We start from the raw sequence: 19334 nt of genomic DNA on the forward strand, positions 1-19334 counted from the left end.
CTGTTTACTCATACTTAAACAAGGAAATTAAAGAGGAGCGTTATTCTATGCTTGGAATTTTAAATAAAGTGTTTGATCCGACAAAACGCACGCTCAGCCGTTATGAAAAGAAAGCGAACGAGATTGATGCGCTCAAGGCAGATATGGAGAAGCTTTCAGACGAAGCTTTGAAACAAAAGACAATCGAGTTCAAAGAGCGCCTTGAAAAAGGCGAAACGGTTGACGATCTTTTGGCTGAAGCGTTTGCCGTTGTCAGGGAAGCTTCCCGGCGTGTGACAGGCATGTTCCCGTTTAAGGTTCAGCTGATGGGGGGCGTTGCCCTTCATGAAGGGAATATCGCCGAAATGAAAACTGGGGAAGGTAAAACGCTGACTTCCACAATGCCCGTTTATCTGAACGCTCTGTCAGGGAAGGGCGTTCACATCGTGACGGTCAACGAATACTTGGCGAGCCGCGATGCTGAAGAGATGGGAAAAATCTTTGAATTTCTTGGGATGACAGTCGGTTTAAACCTGAACAGCCTGTCAAAAGACGAGAAGCGCGAAGCCTATGCAGCAGATATTACGTATTCAACGAATAATGAGCTTGGCTTTGACTACTTGCGCGACAACATGGTGCTTTATAAAGAGCAGATGGTTCAGCGTCCGCTTCATTTTGCGGTCATCGATGAAGTCGACTCCATTTTGATCGATGAAGCAAGAACGCCGCTCATCATTTCTGGACAAGCGGCCAAATCCACTAAGCTGTACGTTCAGGCCAATGCGTTTGTCCGCACGCTAAAAGCGGATCAGGACTACACATACGACGTGAAAACAAAAGGCGTTCAGCTGACTGAAGAAGGGATGACAAAAGCTGAAAAAGCATTTGGCATCGAAAACTTGTTTGACGTTCGCCATGTCGCCTTAAACCATCATATTGCCCAGGCCCTGAAAGCCCATGCGGCGATGCATAAAGACGTCGATTACGTCGTCGAAGACGGCCAGGTCGTCATCGTCGACTCTTTCACAGGCCGTCTGATGAAAGGCCGCCGCTACAGCGACGGACTCCACCAGGCCATTGAAGCGAAGGAAGGCCTTGAGATCCAAAATGAGAGCATGACGCTCGCGACGATCACCTTCCAGAACTATTTCCGAATGTATGAAAAATTAGCCGGAATGACGGGTACGGCAAAAACGGAAGAAGAAGAATTCCGCAACATCTACAACATGCAGGTTGTAACGATTCCGACCAACAAGCCGATTGCCCGCGATGACCGCCCTGATTTAATTTACCGGACCATGGAAGGGAAATTTAAAGCTGTTGCAGAGGATGTCGCCCAGCGCTATATGGTCGGCCAGCCGGTTCTTGTCGGTACGGTTGCGGTTGAAACATCTGAATTGATTTCAAGGCTGCTTAAAAATAAAGGAATTCCGCATCAAGTGTTGAACGCGAAAAACCACGAGCGGGAAGCTCAGATTATCGAAGATGCCGGGCAAAAAGGCGCGGTTACCATCGCGACGAACATGGCCGGACGCGGTACGGACATCAAGCTTGGCGAAGGCGTAAAAGAGCTTGGCGGACTGGCCGTCATCGGTACGGAGCGCCATGAATCACGGCGGATTGACAACCAGCTGCGCGGACGTTCAGGCCGTCAGGGGGACCCTGGTATCACCCAATTTTATCTTTCCATGGAAGATGAATTAATGAAACGCTTCGGCGCAGAACGGACGATGGCGATGCTTGACCGCTTCGGAATGGACGATTCGACGCCGATTCAGAGCAAGATGGTTTCAAGAGCGGTCGAATCTTCACAGAAGCGTGTGGAAGGCAACAACTTTGATGCCCGTAAGCAGCTTCTGCAATACGATGACGTGCTTCGCCAGCAGCGTGAGGTCATCTATAAACAGCGGTTTGAGGTCATCGATTCCGATAACCTTCGCTCCATCGTCGAAAATATGATTAAAGCTTCACTTGAGCGGGCTGTTGCTTCATACACGCCGAAGGAAGATCTCCCTGAAGAGTGGAATCTTGACGGCCTTGCCGAGCTTGTAAATGCGAATTTCCTTGATGAGGGCGGAGTCGAGAAAAGCGACATTTTCGGAAAAGAGCCTGAGGAGATTACAGAGCTCATTTATGACCGCATCAAGACGAAATACGATGAGAAAGAAGAGCGTTACGGCTCTGAACAAATGCGCGAATTTGAGAAAGTCATCGTTCTCCGCGAAGTGGATACGAAATGGATGGATCACATCGATGCGATGGATCAGCTCCGGCAAGGAATTCATCTGCGCGCTTACGCTCAGACAAACCCGCTCCGCGAATATCAGATGGAAGGCTTTGCAATGTTTGAAAACATGATCGCGGCCATCGAAGATGATGTAGCCAAATTCGTCATGAAGGCTGAAATCGAAAACAACCTTGAGCGCGAAGAGGTCATTCAAGGACAGACGACAGCCCATCAGCCGAAAGAAGGCGATGAGGAAAAACAAGCGAAGAAAAAACCGGTCCGCAAAGCGGTGGATATCGGACGCAATGATCCTTGCTACTGCGGAAGCGGAAAAAAATATAAAAACTGCTGCGGAAGAACAGAATAAAAAGAGGTGCACGCCTCTTTTTATTTTGAACCGGCTGAAATATTTGATGAGGTGAAAGAATAATGGAATTGGCAGAAATCAGACAGGAACTTGAAAATATGGCTACTCGGTTAGCGGACTTCAGGGGGTCTCTTTGACCTCGAAACAAAGGAAGCAAGAATCAGTGAACTAGACGAGCAGATGGCTGACCCTGACTTTTGGGGAGATCAGCAAAAAGCACAGACGATCATTAATGAAGCGAATGCGTTAAAAGACTATGTCAACACGTACAAAAGTTTAAGCGAATCTCATGAAGAACTGCAAATGACACACGATCTTTTAAAAGAAGATCCTGACCAGGACCTGCAAAATGAACTGGTAAATGAGCTGAAAAGCTTAACAAAGCAGTTTAACGAATTTGAGCTGCAGCTATTGTTAAGCGAGCCGTATGATAAAAACAATGCGATCCTTGAGCTTCACCCGGGAGCCGGCGGCACCGAATCACAGGATTGGGGTTCAATGCTTCTCAGAATGTACACCAGGTGGGCAGAGCGCCGCGGATTTAAGGTGGAAACCCTTGATTACCTTCCAGGAGATGAGGCGGGAATCAAGTCTGTCACTCTCCTGATCAAAGGCCACAATGCCTACGGTTATTTAAAAGCCGAAAAAGGCGTGCACAGACTCGTCAGAATTTCTCCGTTCGACTCTTCAGGGCGCAGGCACACGTCGTTTGTGTCTTGTGATGTCATGCCTGAATTCAACGAAGAAATCGACATTGAGATCCGCACGGAAGATATTAAAGTCGACACGTACAGGGCAAGCGGCGCCGGCGGCCAGCACGTCAATACGACAGACTCCGCCGTCAGGATCACCCACCTGCCGACAGGCGTCATCGTCACTTGCCAGACGGAGCGGTCACAAATTAAAAACCGCGAACGTGCCATGAAAATGCTGAAATCGAAGCTGTATCAGCGCAGAATCGAGGAGCAGCAGGCACAGCTTGACGAAATTCGCGGCGAACAAAAAGAAATCGGCTGGGGAAGCCAGATCCGCTCATACGTTTTCCACCCGTATTCTCTAGTGAAGGATCATAGAACGAACACGGAAATGGGGAACGTGCAGGCGGTCATGGACGGAGACATTGACTCTTTCATCGACGCATATTTGCGTTCCAAGCTTTCCTAAATTGAAGAAAGGCACATCCATATTATGCGGATGTGTCTTTTTTGCGGGTAAATCTCCTGAATATGTACAGCCTAAACCTTAAAAAGCTTTGTGCCTCTGCCGCTTTATCCGTTTAATACGTTATTTGGCTGTTATTTACTTACAATAAGCTAAATGCTATACTCTCGATTGGTAACGAATCGTGCGGGGGATGACAGGTATGAATATGGATAAAACGAAATATCAATTGTTTACGGCGCTGCGTGACTACGGCTATATCCTGTTTGGATCGGCCGTCGTCGCTGTGACATTTAATATGTTTCTGCTTCCCAACCGGATTGCAGCCGGCGGAGTCAGCGGCATCAGCACCATTTTGCAATCGTTCGGCTTTGAAGCCGCCTATGTGCAGTGGGCATTTAATATTCCTTTATTTATTGCCGGGGTACTCATACTCGGAGGAAAATTCGGCATCAAGACGCTTGTCGGGTCTGTTTTTCTCCCGTTTGTCGTATATGTGACGCGGGACCTTGCTCCGGCGACAGAGAATCCGCTCTTAGCTGCCATTTTCGGCGGTGTCGGCATCGGAGTCGGGATCGGGATGGTCTTTCTCGGAAGAGGCTCGACGGGCGGAACTGCGCTGGCCGCGCAAATCATTCATAAGTACACCGGGCTTTCGCAAGGCAAATGTTTAGCGCTGATTGACGGAACGATCGTCCTGTCCGCGATGTTTGTGTTTAACATCGAACAGGGATTGTATGCGATGCTTGGCGTTTATATATCAAGCAAAACCATCGATGTTATCCAGGTCGGATTGAACCGTTCCAAAATGGCGATGATCATTACCAACCGGGAAGAGGAAATCCGACATGCGGTACTGAATAAAATCGACAGGGGGATTACGAAAATATCAGCGGTCGGAGGCTATACAGATGATGAGCGGCCCATTCTGATGTGCGTGGTCGGCCAGACCGAGTTCACAAAGCTGAAACAACTTGTGAAACACATTGATGAGTCTGCATTTGTCATTGCGATGGATGCTTCAGAGGTGCTTGGCGAGGGTTTTAAACGCGCGTAATCGAGGTTATAATAAAGGTTGACTTGTTAAAGGAGCTGACTTAAAAAAATGAAAATGAAGCTGTTTACTCTGTTTATGGCTGTTTCTTTTGTTCTGGCTGCCTGCGGCGGCAATAACAACGAAAGCAAAGAGAAAAACACAGGCGGGCAAGCAACTGCAACGGACGGGGAAGAGATTTACCAGCAAAACTGCACAGGCTGCCACGGTAAGGATTTGGCCGGCGGTTCGGCCCCGAGCTTGAAAGAAGTTGGCGGCAAGTATAAGGAAGGCGAAATTAAGGACATCGTAGTCAACGGCCGCGGCGGAATGCCTGGCAATCTTGTAGACGAAAAAGAAGCTGAGGCGGTCGCGAAGTGGCTTTCAGAGAAAAAATAAGAATGCCTTGCCAGTCAGGAGGCGATGAGAACCTTCTTCACATACAGGTGAAAAAGGTTCTTTTTTTGTTTAAGAGGTCTTTATGCCTATTGGAAAACCGAGAGAAATAAGATCTTTTGTCTTAAAAAAGGCCCAAAGTACAAATTTTTTGGCTGATTTTGCGTTTTTCCTATAACTTAGGTCGGCATTGAAACAAAACTGTAATATCATTTTGTCTAATCTTGACGTATAATGGGTGTTGTTGAAAAAGGGCTTGTATTATATTACTTACCGTGAATTTGGCAGGGACACAAAACGACATGCCCTTTCGAAGAGTATGACCGTATAAACATACATAAAAGATTAGGTGATTACATGATCGAAATAAAAGATGTATATAAGACTTATTCCAACGGGGTATCAGCGCTGAACGGAATAAGCATCTCTATATATCCCGGAGAATTTGTTTATGTTGTAGGACCAAGCGGAGCAGGTAAATCAACCTTCATTAAAATGATATACCGCGAAGAAAAGCCTTCCAAAGGAAAGATTGTCATAAACAATAAAAATTTGGCGGACCTCAAAGAAAAAGAGATTCCTTTCATCAGAAGGAAAATCGGCGTTGTATTCCAAGACTTTAAACTGCTGCCGAAGCTGACCGTGTTTGAAAATGTTGCATTTGCTTTAGAGGTCATCGGGGAGCGCCCAGAGGCGATCAGAAAAAAAGTGCTTGAAGTGCTTGACCTTGTTCAGCTGAAGCACAAAGCAAGGCAATTCCCTGATCAGCTGTCCGGAGGAGAACAGCAGCGGGTTTCAATTGCACGGTCAATCGTCAACGATCCTGATGTCGTGATCGCTGACGAGCCGACGGGAAACCTTGACCCTGAGACGTCTTGGGAAATCATGAAGACGCTCGAGGAAATCAACAACCGCGGAACAACAGTCGTTATGGCGACTCATAACAAAGAAATCGTAAACACCATGAAGAAACGGGTCATCGCAATCGAAGACGGGGTCATTGTGCGTGATGAAGCTAGAGGGGAGTATGGTTCTTATGATTAGAACTCTCGGACGGCATTTGCGCGAGAGCTTAAAATCTCTCGGGAGAAACGCGTGGATGACTTTCGCATCCATCAGTGCTGTAACTGTTACACTTATCTTGGTCGGCGTGTTCTTAGTCATCATGCTGAACGTATACAATATGACATTAAAAGCCGAACAAGAAGTCGAAGTCAAAGTACTGGTTGACTTGACGGCCAACCAGGATCAAAAAAATACATTGGAAAAAGAAATTAAAAAAATACCAGAAATCAGCAATGTCAAATACTCATCTAAAGATGAAGAGCTTAAAAATCTGAAAGACAGCTTTGGCGAAGACGGGAAATTCTTTGCGATGTTCGAGCAGGAAAATCCGCTGAACGATGCGTTTGTCGTTAAAACAACAGACCCTCAAGATACGCCGAAAGCTGCCAAGAAGCTTGAGAAGCTGACTAATGTCTATAAGGTGACATACGGGCAGGAGCAAGTAGACCGCCTGTTTAAAATCAGCAATGTCGCCAAAGTAATCGGGATTGCATTGGTCATCGGCCTGCTGTTTACGGCGATGTTTTTAATTTCTAATACGATCAAAATTACGATTTTTGCGAGACGCAAAGAAATCGAGATTATGAAACTTGTAGGCGCGACAAACTGGTTCATTCGCTGGCCTTTCTTCATTGAAGGTCTGCTCTTGGGCGTATGCGGTTCTATCATTCCGATCGCTATTTTGCTCGGAACGTATCATCATGCCGTTCAGTGGATCGCTCCGAAAGTTCAGGGCACATTCATACAGCTCTTGCCGTACAATCCGTTCGTCTTTCAGATTTCAGCGATCTTGGTGCTGATCGGAGCCGTTATCGGTGTATGGGGAAGCTTGATGTCGATTCGCAAATTCTTAAAAGTTTAAACCGGCGTTTTCGCCGGTTGTATCATGTTTAAAGCTGGGATGCCTGCAAAGCGCCGGGCTCCCTTGATTCTGAAGGCAAGGAGGAACCAAGGTTGAAAAAAAAGCTTATGACGCTGGGGCTGACCGCTGTGCTCGGATCGTCGGCATTGCTGATCCCCCTAAAAAGCAACCATGCTTTAGCTTATGAAGACTTGGAGAAAAAAAAGAGCGACGTTCAAAGCAAAAAATCTGAAAACGAATCAAAGCTCGAAAAAAAGAAACAGGAGCTTTCAGAGCTTGAATCAAAGGAAGCAAGCCTGAAAAGCGAGATCGAGAAAATCGACCGTCAGATGACGGACACGAATGAAAAGCTGGAAAAGAAAAATGAAGAAATCGATCAAACAAAGAAAAGCATCGAAGAGCTGAAAAAGCAAATCAAAAAACTTAAAGAAAAGATTGAGAAACGCAATAAAATATTGAAAGACCGGGTTCGCTCCATGCAGGAAAACGGCGGTTCCGTTCAATACATAGACGTGCTTCTCGGCTCGAAAAGTTTTGGAGATTTCATCAGCCGCGCGGGTGCGGTTTCGACAATTGTTGAAGCTGATAAAGATCTGATGGAAGAACAAAAGCGCGATCTTCAGCTTGTTGAGGAAAAGGAAACAAAGCTGAGCAAGGACCTTGAAAGCCTTGAAAAAGCGCTTAAAGACCTGGAAGATTTAAAAAAGACGCTCGACAAGCAGCAAAAAGAAAAAGCAAACGTCATGAAAAAAGTGAAGCAAGATAAAGATCACGCACATGAAGAACTTGGTTCACTTGAAAATGAAGCAGAAATTTTAAAGCGTCAGAATGAAGCGATCAAAGCCGAAGAGGCGCATCGGAAAAAGCAGGAAGCGGAAGCGAGCCGCCGGGCTTCAAGCGGCCAATCGGAAGCCTCTTCATCTAAACCGTCGGCACCAAGCAGCTCAGGCTTTATCCGTCCTGCTTCCGGCACATTTACTTCCGGGTTCGGGAATCGTTCGCTCGGGAATCACTTCGGCGTAGATATTGCCAAGCGCGGTTCAGGTGTTCCAATTTATGCGGCAGCCGCCGGAACGGTCTATAACGCCCATTACTCGTCCAGCTACGGCAATGTTGTGTTTATTACCCATAACATCAACGGGCAAACATATCAGACGGTCTACGCTCACATGTCTTCAATTAAAGTGCAGACAGGCCAGCGTGTTGAACAGGGGCAAGTGATTGGAACGATGGGAAATACAGGCCAATCCTACGGGCAGCATCTTCACTTTGAAATTCATAAAGGCCTTTGGAACAACGCGAAATCCAATGCTGTTGACCCGGCCAATTATATACCGCTTTAAAAATGAAAGCCGATTCGTCCGGAAATGGACCGAATCGGCTTTTTGTCATTCAAATTTGGGTTATCCCAAAATTTATTCTTGTCAGAAAATAACACAAGGTATAGAATGAAAGTGACATCTGTCGACAGTCGACAATTTGGAATAGGGGATGATCCAATGAAAGTATTCAACATTGCCAGCATACCCGGTGACGGTGTAGGAAAAGAAGTCGTACCTGCTGCACAACGAGTTTTGAAAGCGGTTTCGGATGTTCACGGGGGACTCTCATTTCGATTTACGGAGTTTCCATACAGCTGTGAGTATTATTTGGAACACGGGGAAATGATGCCTGATGACGGCTTGGAGCAGCTGAAAGAGTTCGACAGCATCTTCCTTGGGGCGGTAGGAAACAGCAAGCTTGTCCCCGACCATATTTCCCTATGGGGGCTGCTCATTAAAATCCGCCGCGAATTTGAACAGGTCATCAACATTAGACCTGCGAAATATTTGCAAGGTATCAAGTCTCCGCTGGCCAATCCAAAAGATTTCGATCTGCTTGTCGTCAGGGAAAACAGTGAAGGGGAATACAGCTCGATCGGAGGCAGAATTTTCAGAGATGAAGATGAAATCGCCATTCAAAATGCCGTTTTTTCAAGAAAAGGGGCGGAGAGGGCGATGCGCTTTGCGTTTGAGTTGGCGGCTAAACGGAAAAAGCATGTTACAAGCGCAACAAAATCGAACGGAATCGTTTATTCAATGCCTTTTTGGGATGAAGTCTTTGAGAACACTGCAAAAGACTACCCCGATATTACCGCTGATTCGCAGCACATTGACGCCCTGTCGGCCTTTTTTGTAACGAAGCCAGAGAAGCTTGACGTCATTGTTGCCAGCAACTTATTCGGTGATATTTTGACCGATATCGGGGCGGCGATTATGGGAAGCATAGGTGTGGCGCCGGCCGCTAATATCAATGTAAACGGCAAATATCCGTCCATGTTTGAGCCTGTGCACGGGTCTGCTCCGGATATCATCGGCAAAGGAATTGCCAATCCGATCGGCCAAATTTGGACGGCTAAAATGATGCTCGATCATTTTGGGGAAGAAGAACTCGGTGCAAGATTGCTTGACGTGATTGAAGATGTTCTAAAGAGCGGCTGCTTAACGCCTGATATCGGCGGTTCAAGTACGACGGATGAAGTGACAGAAGAAATCATCAAGCGCGTGAGGACCATATAAGCGAAAGCTGCCGGCACTCCGGCAGCTTTTTTTTTTGCTGTGCAATGGGAAATCGATTACATGATACGGGCGGTTTTGGCGCATACTACATCAAGCAACAAAACATAGTGCAGGCAGAAGAGGAGGTATAGGATGAATCAGAAGATTGCACGGCTGATCATTGCGCTCAGCCTGTTATGCGGCTTGGTAACAGGCGCCGGCCCGATTCCGTTTCATGATGTCGTTCCAAAAGCATCAGCGGCTGAAGAAGCTGCAGCCAAAAGCGCCGCTAGAAACGAATTGGAGAAATTTGAGAAAGCATATGACCTGATTTCAAATGAATATGTGGAGCAGGTCGACAGGGAAAAGCTGTTGGAAGGAGCCATACAGGGCATGCTTTCAACATTGAATGACCCATACTCGGTTTATATGGATAAACAGACGGCAAAGCGGTTTTCAGATTCCCTTGATTCCTCTTTTGAAGGAATCGGCGCAGAAATCGGAATGGAAGACAGGAAAATCATTATCGTCTCTCCTTTTAAACAGTCTCCGGCAGAGAAAGCCGGATTAAAGCCGAACGATGAAATCATCAGCATCGACGGGGATTCCATGGCCGGAATGGATTTGAATGACGCCGTATTAAAGATCAGGGGCAAAAAGGGATCAACGGTTACGCTGAAAGTTCACCGACCAGGCATGAAAGACCAGCTGACATTTACGATTAAGCGCGATGAAATTCCGCTGGAAACGGTGTTCGCTTCCATTAAAAAAGTACAGGACAAACCTGTTGGCTATATCGCAATATCTTCCTTTTCCGAACATACGGCAAAAGATTTTACTGCTGAACTGAAAAAGCTTGAGAAAAAGGGAATAAAAGGGCTCGTTTTGGATGTAAGAGGAAATCCGGGCGGATACTTGCAAAGCGTGGAAGACATTTTAAAACATTTTGTGACAAAAGATCATCCTTATATACAAATCGCCGAAAGAAACGGAAATAAAAAACAATATTTCTCGAAATTAAAAGAGAAAAAACCATATCCTGTGAGCGTGATCACGGACAAGGGCAGCGCTTCGGCGTCAGAAATTCTTGCAGGTGCATTAAAAGAAGCCGAGGGCTACCACGTGGTTGGCGATCCTTCCTTTGGGAAGGGAACCGTCCAGCAGGCGGTCCCGATGGGAGACGGAAGCAATATTAAGCTGACGCTGTACAAATGGCTGACACCTAAAGGAAATTGGATCCATAAGCAAGGAATTCAGCCGACCGTTCCAGTTACACAGCCTGAATATTTCTCGGTGGGGCCTGTACAGCTGAAGGAGCCCCTCAAGCCGGATATGAACAACAGTGAAATTAAGCGGGCGCAGCTCCTGCTGAAAGGACTCGGGTTTGCCCCCGGCCGGGAAGACGGCTATTACAGTGAAAGCACAAAAAAAGCCGTCATGGCGTTTCAGGCAGAAAACAAGCTGAAACAAACGGGGATCATTGACCAAAAAACGGCAAATACAATGAACCTGCGGATTGAAGAAAAAAAGATGAAAGAAAAGAACGACCTTCAGCTGCAATCCGCATTAAAAGTGCTGTTTAACAAAAAGTGAGGGCATGGGATGTCCTCACTTTTTTTATTCTCGGAAAATAAATTCTCAATCTTTTTACCTAAAATTTTTGTTTTTTCATAAAAAAAACATTCATAATGAATAGAATTGACCCGATAACATAAGTGTATGGGAGACTTTATAAGGATGTAAAGATGCAGTAAAAATGTAACTTTTGCAAGTTGTATAACAAAGGAAAACTTTTTAAAATAGAACCAAAGCTTTTTCAAGAATTATAATGTGTGCATTTTTTTTGCGGAGAATGTTAGCGCTGTTTGCGTTCTTCGTCTCTGTTGGTGGAGTCGTCTGACGCTTGCGCTTTTCTTATATATAAATAATAAATGGGGGTACACGATTGAAAAGGGCAAGTATTGTGAGAGAGAAAAAATACTATGAATTAGTGGAGCAGTTAAAAGTTCGATCACAAGACGTTACGTTTTCCGCTACAAAGGCAGTAGGATTGCTTATGCTGTTCAGCAGATACCTCGTGAACTACACTTCGGTCGAAAGTGTGGAGGATATCAATGAGGATTGCGCGGAACTTTATTTCAACTACTTGATGGACAACCACAAGCGGCTCGGCATCAATCTGACCGATATCAAGCGGTCAATGCAGCTGATAGGAGATATTCTTGATGTCGAAGTCAATCATTACCTGAAAGACTTTTCTTTGTCGAATGTAACGCTTTGGATGAGCCAGGAGAAATAAACCTCACGTTTACCATACCCAAGCATTTTATTATTTGTTAGAATAATAATAAAATGCACCAGCTTGCCTAAAGGTGCCAGCATTTGTCGTCACGAATGCGCTTGAAAAGCACCGGCGTTAAAGCATCATGACGAAAGTTTCTGCGGCTGACGGCTCAGGCATCCCGCCTGAACGGCCGCCCGTCATTTCCTCGTGCCGACGCTTTAGACAAGCTGGGATTCCCTAAAATATCCAACGTTAAAAAGCTGTCGTATTTAAGGCGGCCTGAAATGCTTGGCTGAGGCGGTGAACGTTCCCTTGTCTGTTGAAGAAAGCTTAATTGAACTTTTAAAAGGAGCAGGATTGTTCTTTTTGCACCCGCTCTTCTATTTTATGATGATCATGAGCCTTGCTTACGGCTATGCCCGGATCAAACGTGAAAGAAAGACATTCCATACGCGTATTGAAGATATTTATGACGAGTTCAAGTTTACATATTCCAAGGGACTATTGGCAGGACTCGTGCTGTCCATTGTTTCGTTCGGCTTAGGGCTGTATCTCCCGGTGGGCATGCTGGTTTTAATAGCGGCGGTCAGCGTTGTCGCAGCTTTAACTTTCAGACAGAGTCTGCTGTCAGCGGCGTATACGCTTGGCGTTAGCATTGTCGCCGGTTTATGTATTGAATACACCGGTTTCGGAGTGCTTGACGCGTTTCTGCCGCAGCTGTCCCTCGCGAATTGGCCGGCTGCTGCCGTCCTGCTCGGACTTCTGTTGGTGGCGGAAGGAGTGCTTGTCTACAAAACGGCACATATCAAAACTTCCCCTGCAATCGTCATGAGCAGAAGAGGGCTCCCAATCGGACAGCAGATTGCGGGCAGAACCTGGCTTCTGCCGTTGTTCATTCTCATTCCGGGACATGCGATCGAATCATCGGTTCCGTGGTGGCCCGTTTTGTCATTTAACGGCGGCTTTGAGCTCCTGTGGATTCCGTATTTCATCGGCTTCGGGCAAAGGGTTCAAGGATCGCTTCCGATTGAAAGCATTAAAATTACAGCGAGGCGCATCAGCGTGCTTGGTATCATCATTCTGCTGATCGCGGCAGGAAGCGTATGGTGGACGCCGCTTGCCGCTCTTGCAGCCGCAGCAGCGATCGCAGGAAGAGCCTTTTTATCCTGGAAACAGCGGATGAACGACAATTCCGCCCCTTTCCATTTTTCAAAGAGAGACCAGGGGCTGATGGTCCTCGGGATTATTCCGAACACGCCGGCAGCCGGTCTCGGTCTCAAGATTGGCGAAATCATCACGAAGGTCAACGGGATTGAAGTGAAAAATGCTGCGGACTTCTACGAAGCGCTTCAGAAGAACCGGGCTTTCTTCAAACTTGAAGTCGTCGGTTTAAACAATGAAATTCGTTTTGAACAAAGAGCTTCATATGAAGGGGAGCATCATGAGCTCGGCATCATCTTTGTAAAAGAAGAGGATGCGGTGATGAAGCATGCCGAGGCAGCAGCCTCAGCGGAAACAGAATAATTGATTTTAAAAAAGCGCCGCTTTCAGGCGCTTTTGCTTTTGCCTTGTGCGAAACTTTTTGGTTGTCTTTTACAAAACGTTCCGCTAGGATGATGGATAGAACTGATTGAAGGAGAATGATTGATGAAAAAGGCTTTTCTCGCCGGAGCTTTCATTTGTTTGATTGCCGTATTGGTTTCGGCTGCGGCCGGAGATTGGACGTTGATTTTCAAAGTTTCAGGAGCCGCCGGCCTAGGCGCAATTCTGTTGTCTGCTTTATGTTCGGGCGTATTTGTCAGCGGTGACCGTTTCAGGGGAAATCACGATTCGGAAACGAAAGAGCACAGGGATTGGAACGGCAAGCTGGCAAACGCGCTCGCCATTTTTGCGATGCCGAACCTCCTGGCTGCCGGAATCTCGTTCTTTTTCGCCTTTTAACGTCTGATTCCGAATAACGCGGCATGATGATGGACAAAATGAATGAGTGTCCATGTTTGTCCGTTTCTTTGTTCTTTAATATAATCGAATAAGATCAAGAAACGTGAGGAGGGTTTTTGTGTTTACAAAAGCCGTTTTTGCACTGATATTTCCTTTCTTGCTTGTCTTGTTTTTTACAAGGGTGACCTATAACCATTACGTCGGGATTGCGCTCACTGCAGCGCTGTTGTTCGCTTCATATTTAAAAGGTTATACGGAAACCTTTTTTATTGTAGGACTTGATATCGCCTCGCTCGTGGCCGGTTCGCTCTATGTGGCGAAAAAGGTGGGCGAAAAGAAGGAAGACTCATAGAACCGTAAGGATGATTGCCGTGAAGCCCTGCTTTTGATGCCAAAAAGGAGGGGTTTTTTGATAGATCAGGAATGGCCGGCTTTTGTGGAAAAACACAAAAACCGAACTTTAGTTCGTATTTTTGCTTCGGGTGTGTTAAAATAATAAACAGGAAGATTTCGTAAAGAAACGGAGGCTTTTTTGTGAAAGACCGCTTTGAATTAGTCTCGAATTATCAGCCCCAGGGGGATCAGCCGAAAGCGATTGATCAGCTTGTCAAAGGAATTAATGAAGGCAGAAAGCATCAGACACTTTTAGGGGCAACCGGTACAGGAAAGACGTTTACGATGTCAAACGTGATTAAAGAAGTCAACAAACCGACTCTTGTGATCGCCCACAACAAAACGCTCGCCGGGCAGCTGTACAGCGAGTTTAAAGAATTTTTCCCCAACAACGCAGTCGAATATTTTGTCAGCTATTATGACTATTACCAGCCTGAGGCTTACGTGCCCCAGACTGATACATTTATCGAAAAAGATGCCAGCATTAACGATGAGATTGATAAATTAAGGCACTCTGCCACGTCTGCTCTTTTTGAACGCAAAGATGTCATCATTGTGGCGAGTGTCTCTTGTATTTACGGCTTGGGTTCTCCGGAGGAATACAGGGAACTGGTGCTTTCGCTCAGAACGGAAATGGAAATCGAGCGCAATGAGCTGCTCAGAAAGCTCGTTGACATCCAATATGCGCGGAATGATATCGACTTTCAGCGCGGAACATTCAGGGTGCGCGGCGATGTCGTCGAGATCTTTCCGGCTTCAAGGGATGAGCACTGCATCCGGGTTGAATTTTTCGGGGACGAAATCGAACGGATCAGAGAAGTGGATGCCCTGACAGGCGAAATTTTAGGGGAGAGGGAACACGTCGCGATCTTCCCGGCTTCCCACTTCGTCACACGCGAAGAAAAGATGAAGAAAGCGATCATAAACATTGAAGAGGAGCTGGAAGAGCGCCTCAAAGCGCTTCGTGAAGAAGGCAAGCTCCTTGAAGCGCAGCGTCTGGAGCAGCGAACGAGATACGATTTGGAAATGATGCGCGAAATGGGCTTTTGCTCGGGCATCGAAAACTATTCAAGACATTTGACGCTTCGTCCGGCAGGATCGACTCCATATACGCTGCTCGATTACTTTCCGGATGATTTCCTGCTGGTCATAGATGAGTCGCATGTCACCATGCCGCAGATCAGAGGAATGTACAACGGAGACCAGGCGAGAAAACAAGTTCTCGTCGATCACGGATTCAGGCTTCCTTCCGCTTTGGATAACCGTCCGCTCAGGTTTGAAGAGTTTGAAAAGCACATTCACAACATCGTGTATGTGTCGGCTACGCCGGGGCCTTATGAACTTGAGCATACGCCTGAAATGGTAGAGCAGATCATCCGACCGACAGGGCTGCTCGATCCGATCATTGAAGTGAGGCCGATTGAAGGGCAGATTGATGATCTGATCGGTGAAATCCAGCAGAGAATCGAGCGGAATGAACGCGTCCTCGTCACTACGCTGACGAAAAAAATGTCCGAGGATTTGACGGATTATCTGAAGGAAATCGGAATCAAGGTCACGTACCTCCATTCTGAGATTAAAACGCTGGAGCGAATCGAGATCATCCGCGATCTTCGTCTCGGCAAGCATGACGTTCTCGTCGGCATCAACCTGCTGAGGGAAGGACTCGATATTCCGGAGGTTTCACTTGTCGCCATCCTTGACGCAGACAAAGAAGGCTTTTTGCGTTCTGAGCGTTCGCTCATCCAAACGATCGGCCGCGCCGCCAGAAATGCCGAAGGCCGCGTAATCATGTATGCCGACAAAATCACCAACTCGATGGAAATCGCAATCAATGAAACGAAGCGCCGCCGCGAACAGCAGGAGGCCTATAATGAGAAACACGGCATTACGCCGAAAACGATCAACAAAAAGATCAGAGACGTCATCCGGGCAACTCATGCTGCTGAAGAACAGGAAGAATATCAAGTGAAAGAGGAGTCGAAGCTTTCGAAGATGACGAAGAAAGAGCGGGAAAAAGTGATCGCTCAAATGGAAAGCGACATGAAGGAAGCCGCAAAAGCGCTTGACTTTGAACGTGCCGCTGAGCTTCGCGACTTGCTCCTAGAGTTAAAATCGGAAGGATGAATAGAGAATGGCAACGAAACGAATTGAGGTGAAAGGTGCAAGGGCCCACAATCTGAAAAATATCGATGTCTCTATTCCGAGGGATCAGCTTGTCGTGCTGACAGGTCTTTCGGGATCAGGGAAATCATCCCTTGCGTTCGATACGATATATGCAGAAGGGCAACGGCGCTATGTCGAGTCTCTCTCCGCATATGCCCGCCAGTTTTTAGGACAGATGGACAAACCCGACGTCGATGCGATCGAAGGCCTGTCGCCGGCGATCAGCATCGATCAGAAAACAACGAGCCGGAACCCCCGATCGACAGTCGGAACGGTGACGGAAATCTATGATTATCTCCGGCTGCTGTTTGCCAGAATCGGAAAGCCGGTTTGCCCGGTTCACGGCATTGAAATTACCTCGCAAACGATCGAACAGATGACGGACAGAATTTTGGAATATCCCGAGCGCACGAAGCTCCAGGTGCTCGCGCCAATCGTCTCTGGAAGAAAAGGTTCGCATGTGAAAGTGCTCGATCAAATCAGAAAGCAAGGCTATGTAAGAGTCCGGATCGACGGCGAAATGAACGACCTTTCAGAGGACATCGAGCTCGAAAAGAATAAAAAGCATTCGATCGAAGTCGTCGTCGACCGCATCGTCATAAAAGAAGGCGTAACCGCCCGTCTCACAGACTCGCTCGAAACGGCGCTCCGCCTCGGCGAAGGCCGGGTGATCATCGATGTGATCGGACAGGAAGAGCTGCTTTTCAGCGAACATCATGCCTGCCCGCACTGCGGTTTTTCAATCGGTGAACTGGAGCCGAGAATGTTCTCTTTCAACAGCCCGTTCGGCGCGTGTCCGAGCTGCGACGGCCTCGGGTCCAAGCTGGAAGTCGATGTAGAGCTCGTCATTCCAAACGATGAGCTGTCGTTAAAGGAGAATGCGATTGCACCTTGGGAACCGCAGAGCTCCCAATACTATCCGAAGCTGCTTGAAGCGGTATGCAGCCACTATGGAATCGATATGGATGTTCCGGTCAGAGAGCTGCCGAAGCATCACCTTGAAAAAATCCTCTACGGCAGCGGAGGCGAGCAGATTTATTTCAAATATGAAAACGACTTCGGACAAGTCCGGGAAAACTACATTGAGTTCGAAGGCGTCATCCGCAATATCGAAAGGCGCTATAAAGAAACCAGCTCGGATTACGTTCGTGAACTGATGGAAAAATATATGGCCAATCAGCCGTGCCCTTCATGCAAAGGCTACCGTCTGAAAAAGGAATCCCTTGCCGTGCTGATAAACGGCCTTCACATCGGTAAGATAACCGAAATGTCGGTTTCTAACGCCCTTCAATTTTTCCGTGAACTTGAACTTTCGGAAAAAGACATGAAGATCGCCAACCTCATTTTACGGGAGATTGAAGAGCGGCTCGGATTTTTGAATAATGTCGGGCTTGACTATTTGACGCTCAGCCGCGCAGCCGGTACTCTGTCGGGGGGAGAAGCGCAGCGGATCAGGCTTGCAACGCAAATTGGCTCAAGGCTGACCGGTGTCCTCTATATCCTTGATGAGCCGTCAATCGGTCTTCATCAGCGCGATAACGACCGTCTGATTGAGACGCTCAAAAATATGAGGGATATCGGAAACACATTGATCGTGGTCGAGCATGATGAAGATACGATGCTTGCTGCCGATTATTTAATCGATATCGGACCCGGCGCGGGCGTACACGGGGGAGAAGTGATCTCCGCCGGAACACCGGAAGAAGTGATGAACGATGATCAATCGTTGACAGGGCAGTACCTCTCAGGGAAAAAATTCATTCCTCTTCCTGCCGAGAGAAGGAAGCCTGACAACCGTTTTATCGAGGTAAAAGGAGCAAAGGAAAACAACTTGAAAAATGTTTCCGTGAAGTTTCCGCTCGGCGTGTTCACAGCTGTTACCGGAGTATCGGGATCAGGGAAAAGCACGCTCGTCAATGAAATTCTCCACAAAACGCTGGCTCAGAAACTGCATCGGGCGAAGGCAAAACCGGGAGAGTTCAAAGAAATAAAAGGCATCGAGCACCTCGATAAAGTGATCGACATCGACCAGTCTCCGATCGGCCGGACGCCGAGGTCAAACCCGGCCACATATACCGGTGTGTTCGATGATATCCGCGACGTGTTTGCCCAGACGAATGAAGCGAAAGTCAGAGGATACAAGAAAGGGCGCTTCAGCTTTAACGTCAAAGGCGGACGCTGTGAGGCCTGCAAAGGCGACGGAATTATCAAAATCGAAATGCACTTCCTGCCCGATGTATATGTTCCTTGTGAGGTTTGCCATGGTAAGAGATACAACCGTGAAACGCTTCAAGTCACGTACAAAGGTAAAAATATTTCTGACGTGCTTGAGATGACGGTCGAGAATGCCGTTCAATTTTTTGAGAACATCCCGAAAATCAAGCGCAAGCTGCAGACCCTCTATGATGTCGGTCTTGGCTATATTACGCTCGGACAGCCGGCTACAACGCTTTCCGGGGGAGAAGCGCAGCGGGTCAAATTGGCATCTGAACTTCATCGCCGTTCAACGGGAAGATCCCTTTATATTTTGGACGAGCCGACGACAGGACTGCATGTCGATGATATCGCAAGGCTTCTGGCCGTTCTTCAGCGCCTGGTCGATAACGGAGATACAGTGCTTGTGATCGAACACAATCTCGATATTATAAAAGCAGCTGATTATTTGATCGACTTGGGTCCTGAAGGCGGAGACGGCGGTGGGATGATCGTGGCTGCAGGACCTCCCGAAGAAGTCATGAAAGTCGAAGGGTCATATACCGGCCGCTATTTAAAACCGATCATTGAACGCGACAAAAACAGAATGAAGAAGCGGCTTCAAGAAAAAGAAGCTGTCAAACCGTAAAAAACATGCTGCCGATGTCACATCGGCAGCTTTTTCAATGGCCGAATGATCAGCGGCAAGCTTCGTTCAAAAGATTTTCAT

Annotated in this window: 15 protein-coding genes; all 15 read left to right on the forward strand. The window is 47.2% G+C overall.

Annotation, left to right across the window (positions count from 1 at the left end; genetic code table 11):
- Nucleotides 1-47 precede the first annotated feature (47 nt).
- The 15 genes from secA to uvrA all read left to right on the forward strand — a co-directional run bounded on the left by secA (nucleotide 48) and on the right by uvrA (nucleotide 19253).
- Nucleotides 48-2573, forward strand: a complete 2526-nt coding sequence (gene secA, locus H2R00_RS18035) for a preprotein translocase subunit SecA (protein ID WP_154997334.1) — start codon at nucleotides 48-50, stop codon at nucleotides 2571-2573.
- A gap of 62 nt (nucleotides 2574-2635) precedes the next feature.
- Nucleotides 2636-3737, forward strand: a protein-coding gene (prfB, locus tag H2R00_RS18040; protein ID WP_097366454.1) for a peptide chain release factor 2 whose coding sequence is annotated in 2 segments (ribosomal slippage) — nucleotides 2636-2707 and nucleotides 2709-3737 — 1101 coding nt in all. Because the reading frame shifts where the segments join, the coding sequence is not laid out codon by codon here.
- A 199-nt stretch (nucleotides 3738-3936) separates the two neighbouring features.
- Nucleotides 3937-4791, forward strand: a complete 855-nt coding sequence (locus H2R00_RS18045; RefSeq protein WP_182069992.1) for a YitT family protein — start codon at nucleotides 3937-3939, stop codon at nucleotides 4789-4791.
- A 48-nt stretch (nucleotides 4792-4839) separates the two neighbouring features.
- A complete protein-coding gene (gene cccB, locus H2R00_RS18050; protein WP_043926672.1) occupies nucleotides 4840-5166 on the forward strand; it encodes a cytochrome c551 in 327 nt (108 codons plus the stop codon).
- 354 nt (nucleotides 5167-5520) lie between these two features.
- Nucleotides 5521-6207 (forward strand): cell division ATP-binding protein FtsE, encoded by a 687-nt coding sequence (gene ftsE, locus H2R00_RS18055; RefSeq protein ID WP_154997343.1) that lies wholly within the window; start codon nucleotides 5521-5523, stop codon nucleotides 6205-6207.
- Nucleotides 6200-7090, forward strand: a complete 891-nt coding sequence (gene ftsX, locus H2R00_RS18060; RefSeq protein ID WP_154997346.1) for a permease-like cell division protein FtsX — start codon at nucleotides 6200-6202, stop codon at nucleotides 7088-7090. The genes ftsE and ftsX overlap by 8 nt, the downstream gene beginning before the upstream one ends.
- 92 nt (nucleotides 7091-7182) lie before the next feature.
- Nucleotides 7183-8433: a murein hydrolase activator EnvC family protein gene (locus tag H2R00_RS18065; protein ID WP_154997349.1), complete on the forward strand. Its 1251-nt coding sequence runs from the start codon at nucleotides 7183-7185 to the stop codon at nucleotides 8431-8433.
- Nucleotides 8434-8589: 156 nt separating this feature from the next.
- The gene (locus tag H2R00_RS18070) at nucleotides 8590-9648 is read left to right on the forward strand and encodes a tartrate dehydrogenase (protein ID WP_154997352.1); all 1059 of its coding nucleotides are present in this window, start codon (nucleotides 8590-8592) and stop codon (nucleotides 9646-9648) included.
- Between the two features lie 132 nt (nucleotides 9649-9780).
- Nucleotides 9781-11220 carry a carboxy-terminal processing protease CtpB gene (gene ctpB, locus H2R00_RS18075; protein WP_182069993.1) on the forward strand — a complete coding sequence of 480 codons (1440 nt, stop codon included), beginning with the start codon at nucleotides 9781-9783 and terminating at the stop codon, nucleotides 11218-11220.
- A 352-nt stretch (nucleotides 11221-11572) separates the two neighbouring features.
- Nucleotides 11573-11926, forward strand: a complete 354-nt coding sequence (gene swrA / locus H2R00_RS18080) for a swarming motility protein SwrAA (protein WP_003185659.1) — start codon at nucleotides 11573-11575, stop codon at nucleotides 11924-11926.
- A gap of 297 nt (nucleotides 11927-12223) precedes the next feature.
- Nucleotides 12224-13435, forward strand: coding sequence for a PDZ domain-containing protein (locus H2R00_RS18085; RefSeq protein WP_182071115.1), 1212 nt, complete (start codon nucleotides 12224-12226; stop codon nucleotides 13433-13435).
- A 123-nt stretch (nucleotides 13436-13558) separates the two neighbouring features.
- Nucleotides 13559-13852, forward strand: a complete 294-nt coding sequence (locus H2R00_RS18090; protein WP_182069994.1) for a DUF5316 domain-containing protein — start codon at nucleotides 13559-13561, stop codon at nucleotides 13850-13852.
- 118 nt (nucleotides 13853-13970) lie between these two features.
- Nucleotides 13971-14204 carry a CsbA family protein gene (locus tag H2R00_RS18095; RefSeq protein WP_043926665.1) on the forward strand — a complete coding sequence of 78 codons (234 nt, stop codon included), beginning with the start codon at nucleotides 13971-13973 and terminating at the stop codon, nucleotides 14202-14204.
- 182 nt (nucleotides 14205-14386) lie between these two features.
- The gene (uvrB, locus tag H2R00_RS18100; RefSeq protein ID WP_154994620.1) at nucleotides 14387-16372 is read left to right on the forward strand and encodes an excinuclease ABC subunit UvrB; all 1986 of its coding nucleotides are present in this window, start codon (nucleotides 14387-14389) and stop codon (nucleotides 16370-16372) included.
- 7 nt (nucleotides 16373-16379) lie between these two features.
- Entirely contained in the window at nucleotides 16380-19253 is a 2874-nt protein-coding gene (gene uvrA, locus H2R00_RS18105) for an excinuclease ABC subunit UvrA (protein WP_154994622.1), read from the forward strand.
- Nucleotides 19254-19334 lie beyond the last annotated feature (81 nt).

Source organism: Bacillus haynesii (assembly GCF_014042035.1).
Lineage (GTDB): Bacteria > Bacillota > Bacilli > Bacillales > Bacillaceae > Bacillus > Bacillus haynesii.

Excerpts from the sequence above, each read along its gene's own strand:
- secA (WP_154997334.1), top strand. The coding sequence starts at position 48 with ATGCTTGGAATTTTAAATAAAGTGTTTGATCCGACAAAACGCACGCTC.
- H2R00_RS18045 (WP_182069992.1), top strand. The coding sequence starts at position 3,937 with ATGAATATGGATAAAACGAAATATCAATTGTTTACGGCGCTGCGTGAC.
- cccB (WP_043926672.1), top strand. The coding sequence starts at position 4,840 with ATGAAAATGAAGCTGTTTACTCTGTTTATGGCTGTTTCTTTTGTTCTG.
- ftsE (WP_154997343.1), top strand. The coding sequence starts at position 5,521 with ATGATCGAAATAAAAGATGTATATAAGACTTATTCCAACGGGGTATCA.
- ftsX (WP_154997346.1), top strand. The coding sequence starts at position 6,200 with ATGATTAGAACTCTCGGACGGCATTTGCGCGAGAGCTTAAAATCTCTC.
- H2R00_RS18070 (WP_154997352.1), top strand. The coding sequence starts at position 8,590 with ATGAAAGTATTCAACATTGCCAGCATACCCGGTGACGGTGTAGGAAAA.
- ctpB (WP_182069993.1), top strand. The coding sequence starts at position 9,781 with ATGAATCAGAAGATTGCACGGCTGATCATTGCGCTCAGCCTGTTATGC.
- H2R00_RS18090 (WP_182069994.1), top strand. The coding sequence starts at position 13,559 with ATGAAAAAGGCTTTTCTCGCCGGAGCTTTCATTTGTTTGATTGCCGTA.
- uvrA (WP_154994622.1), top strand. The coding sequence starts at position 16,380 with ATGGCAACGAAACGAATTGAGGTGAAAGGTGCAAGGGCCCACAATCTG.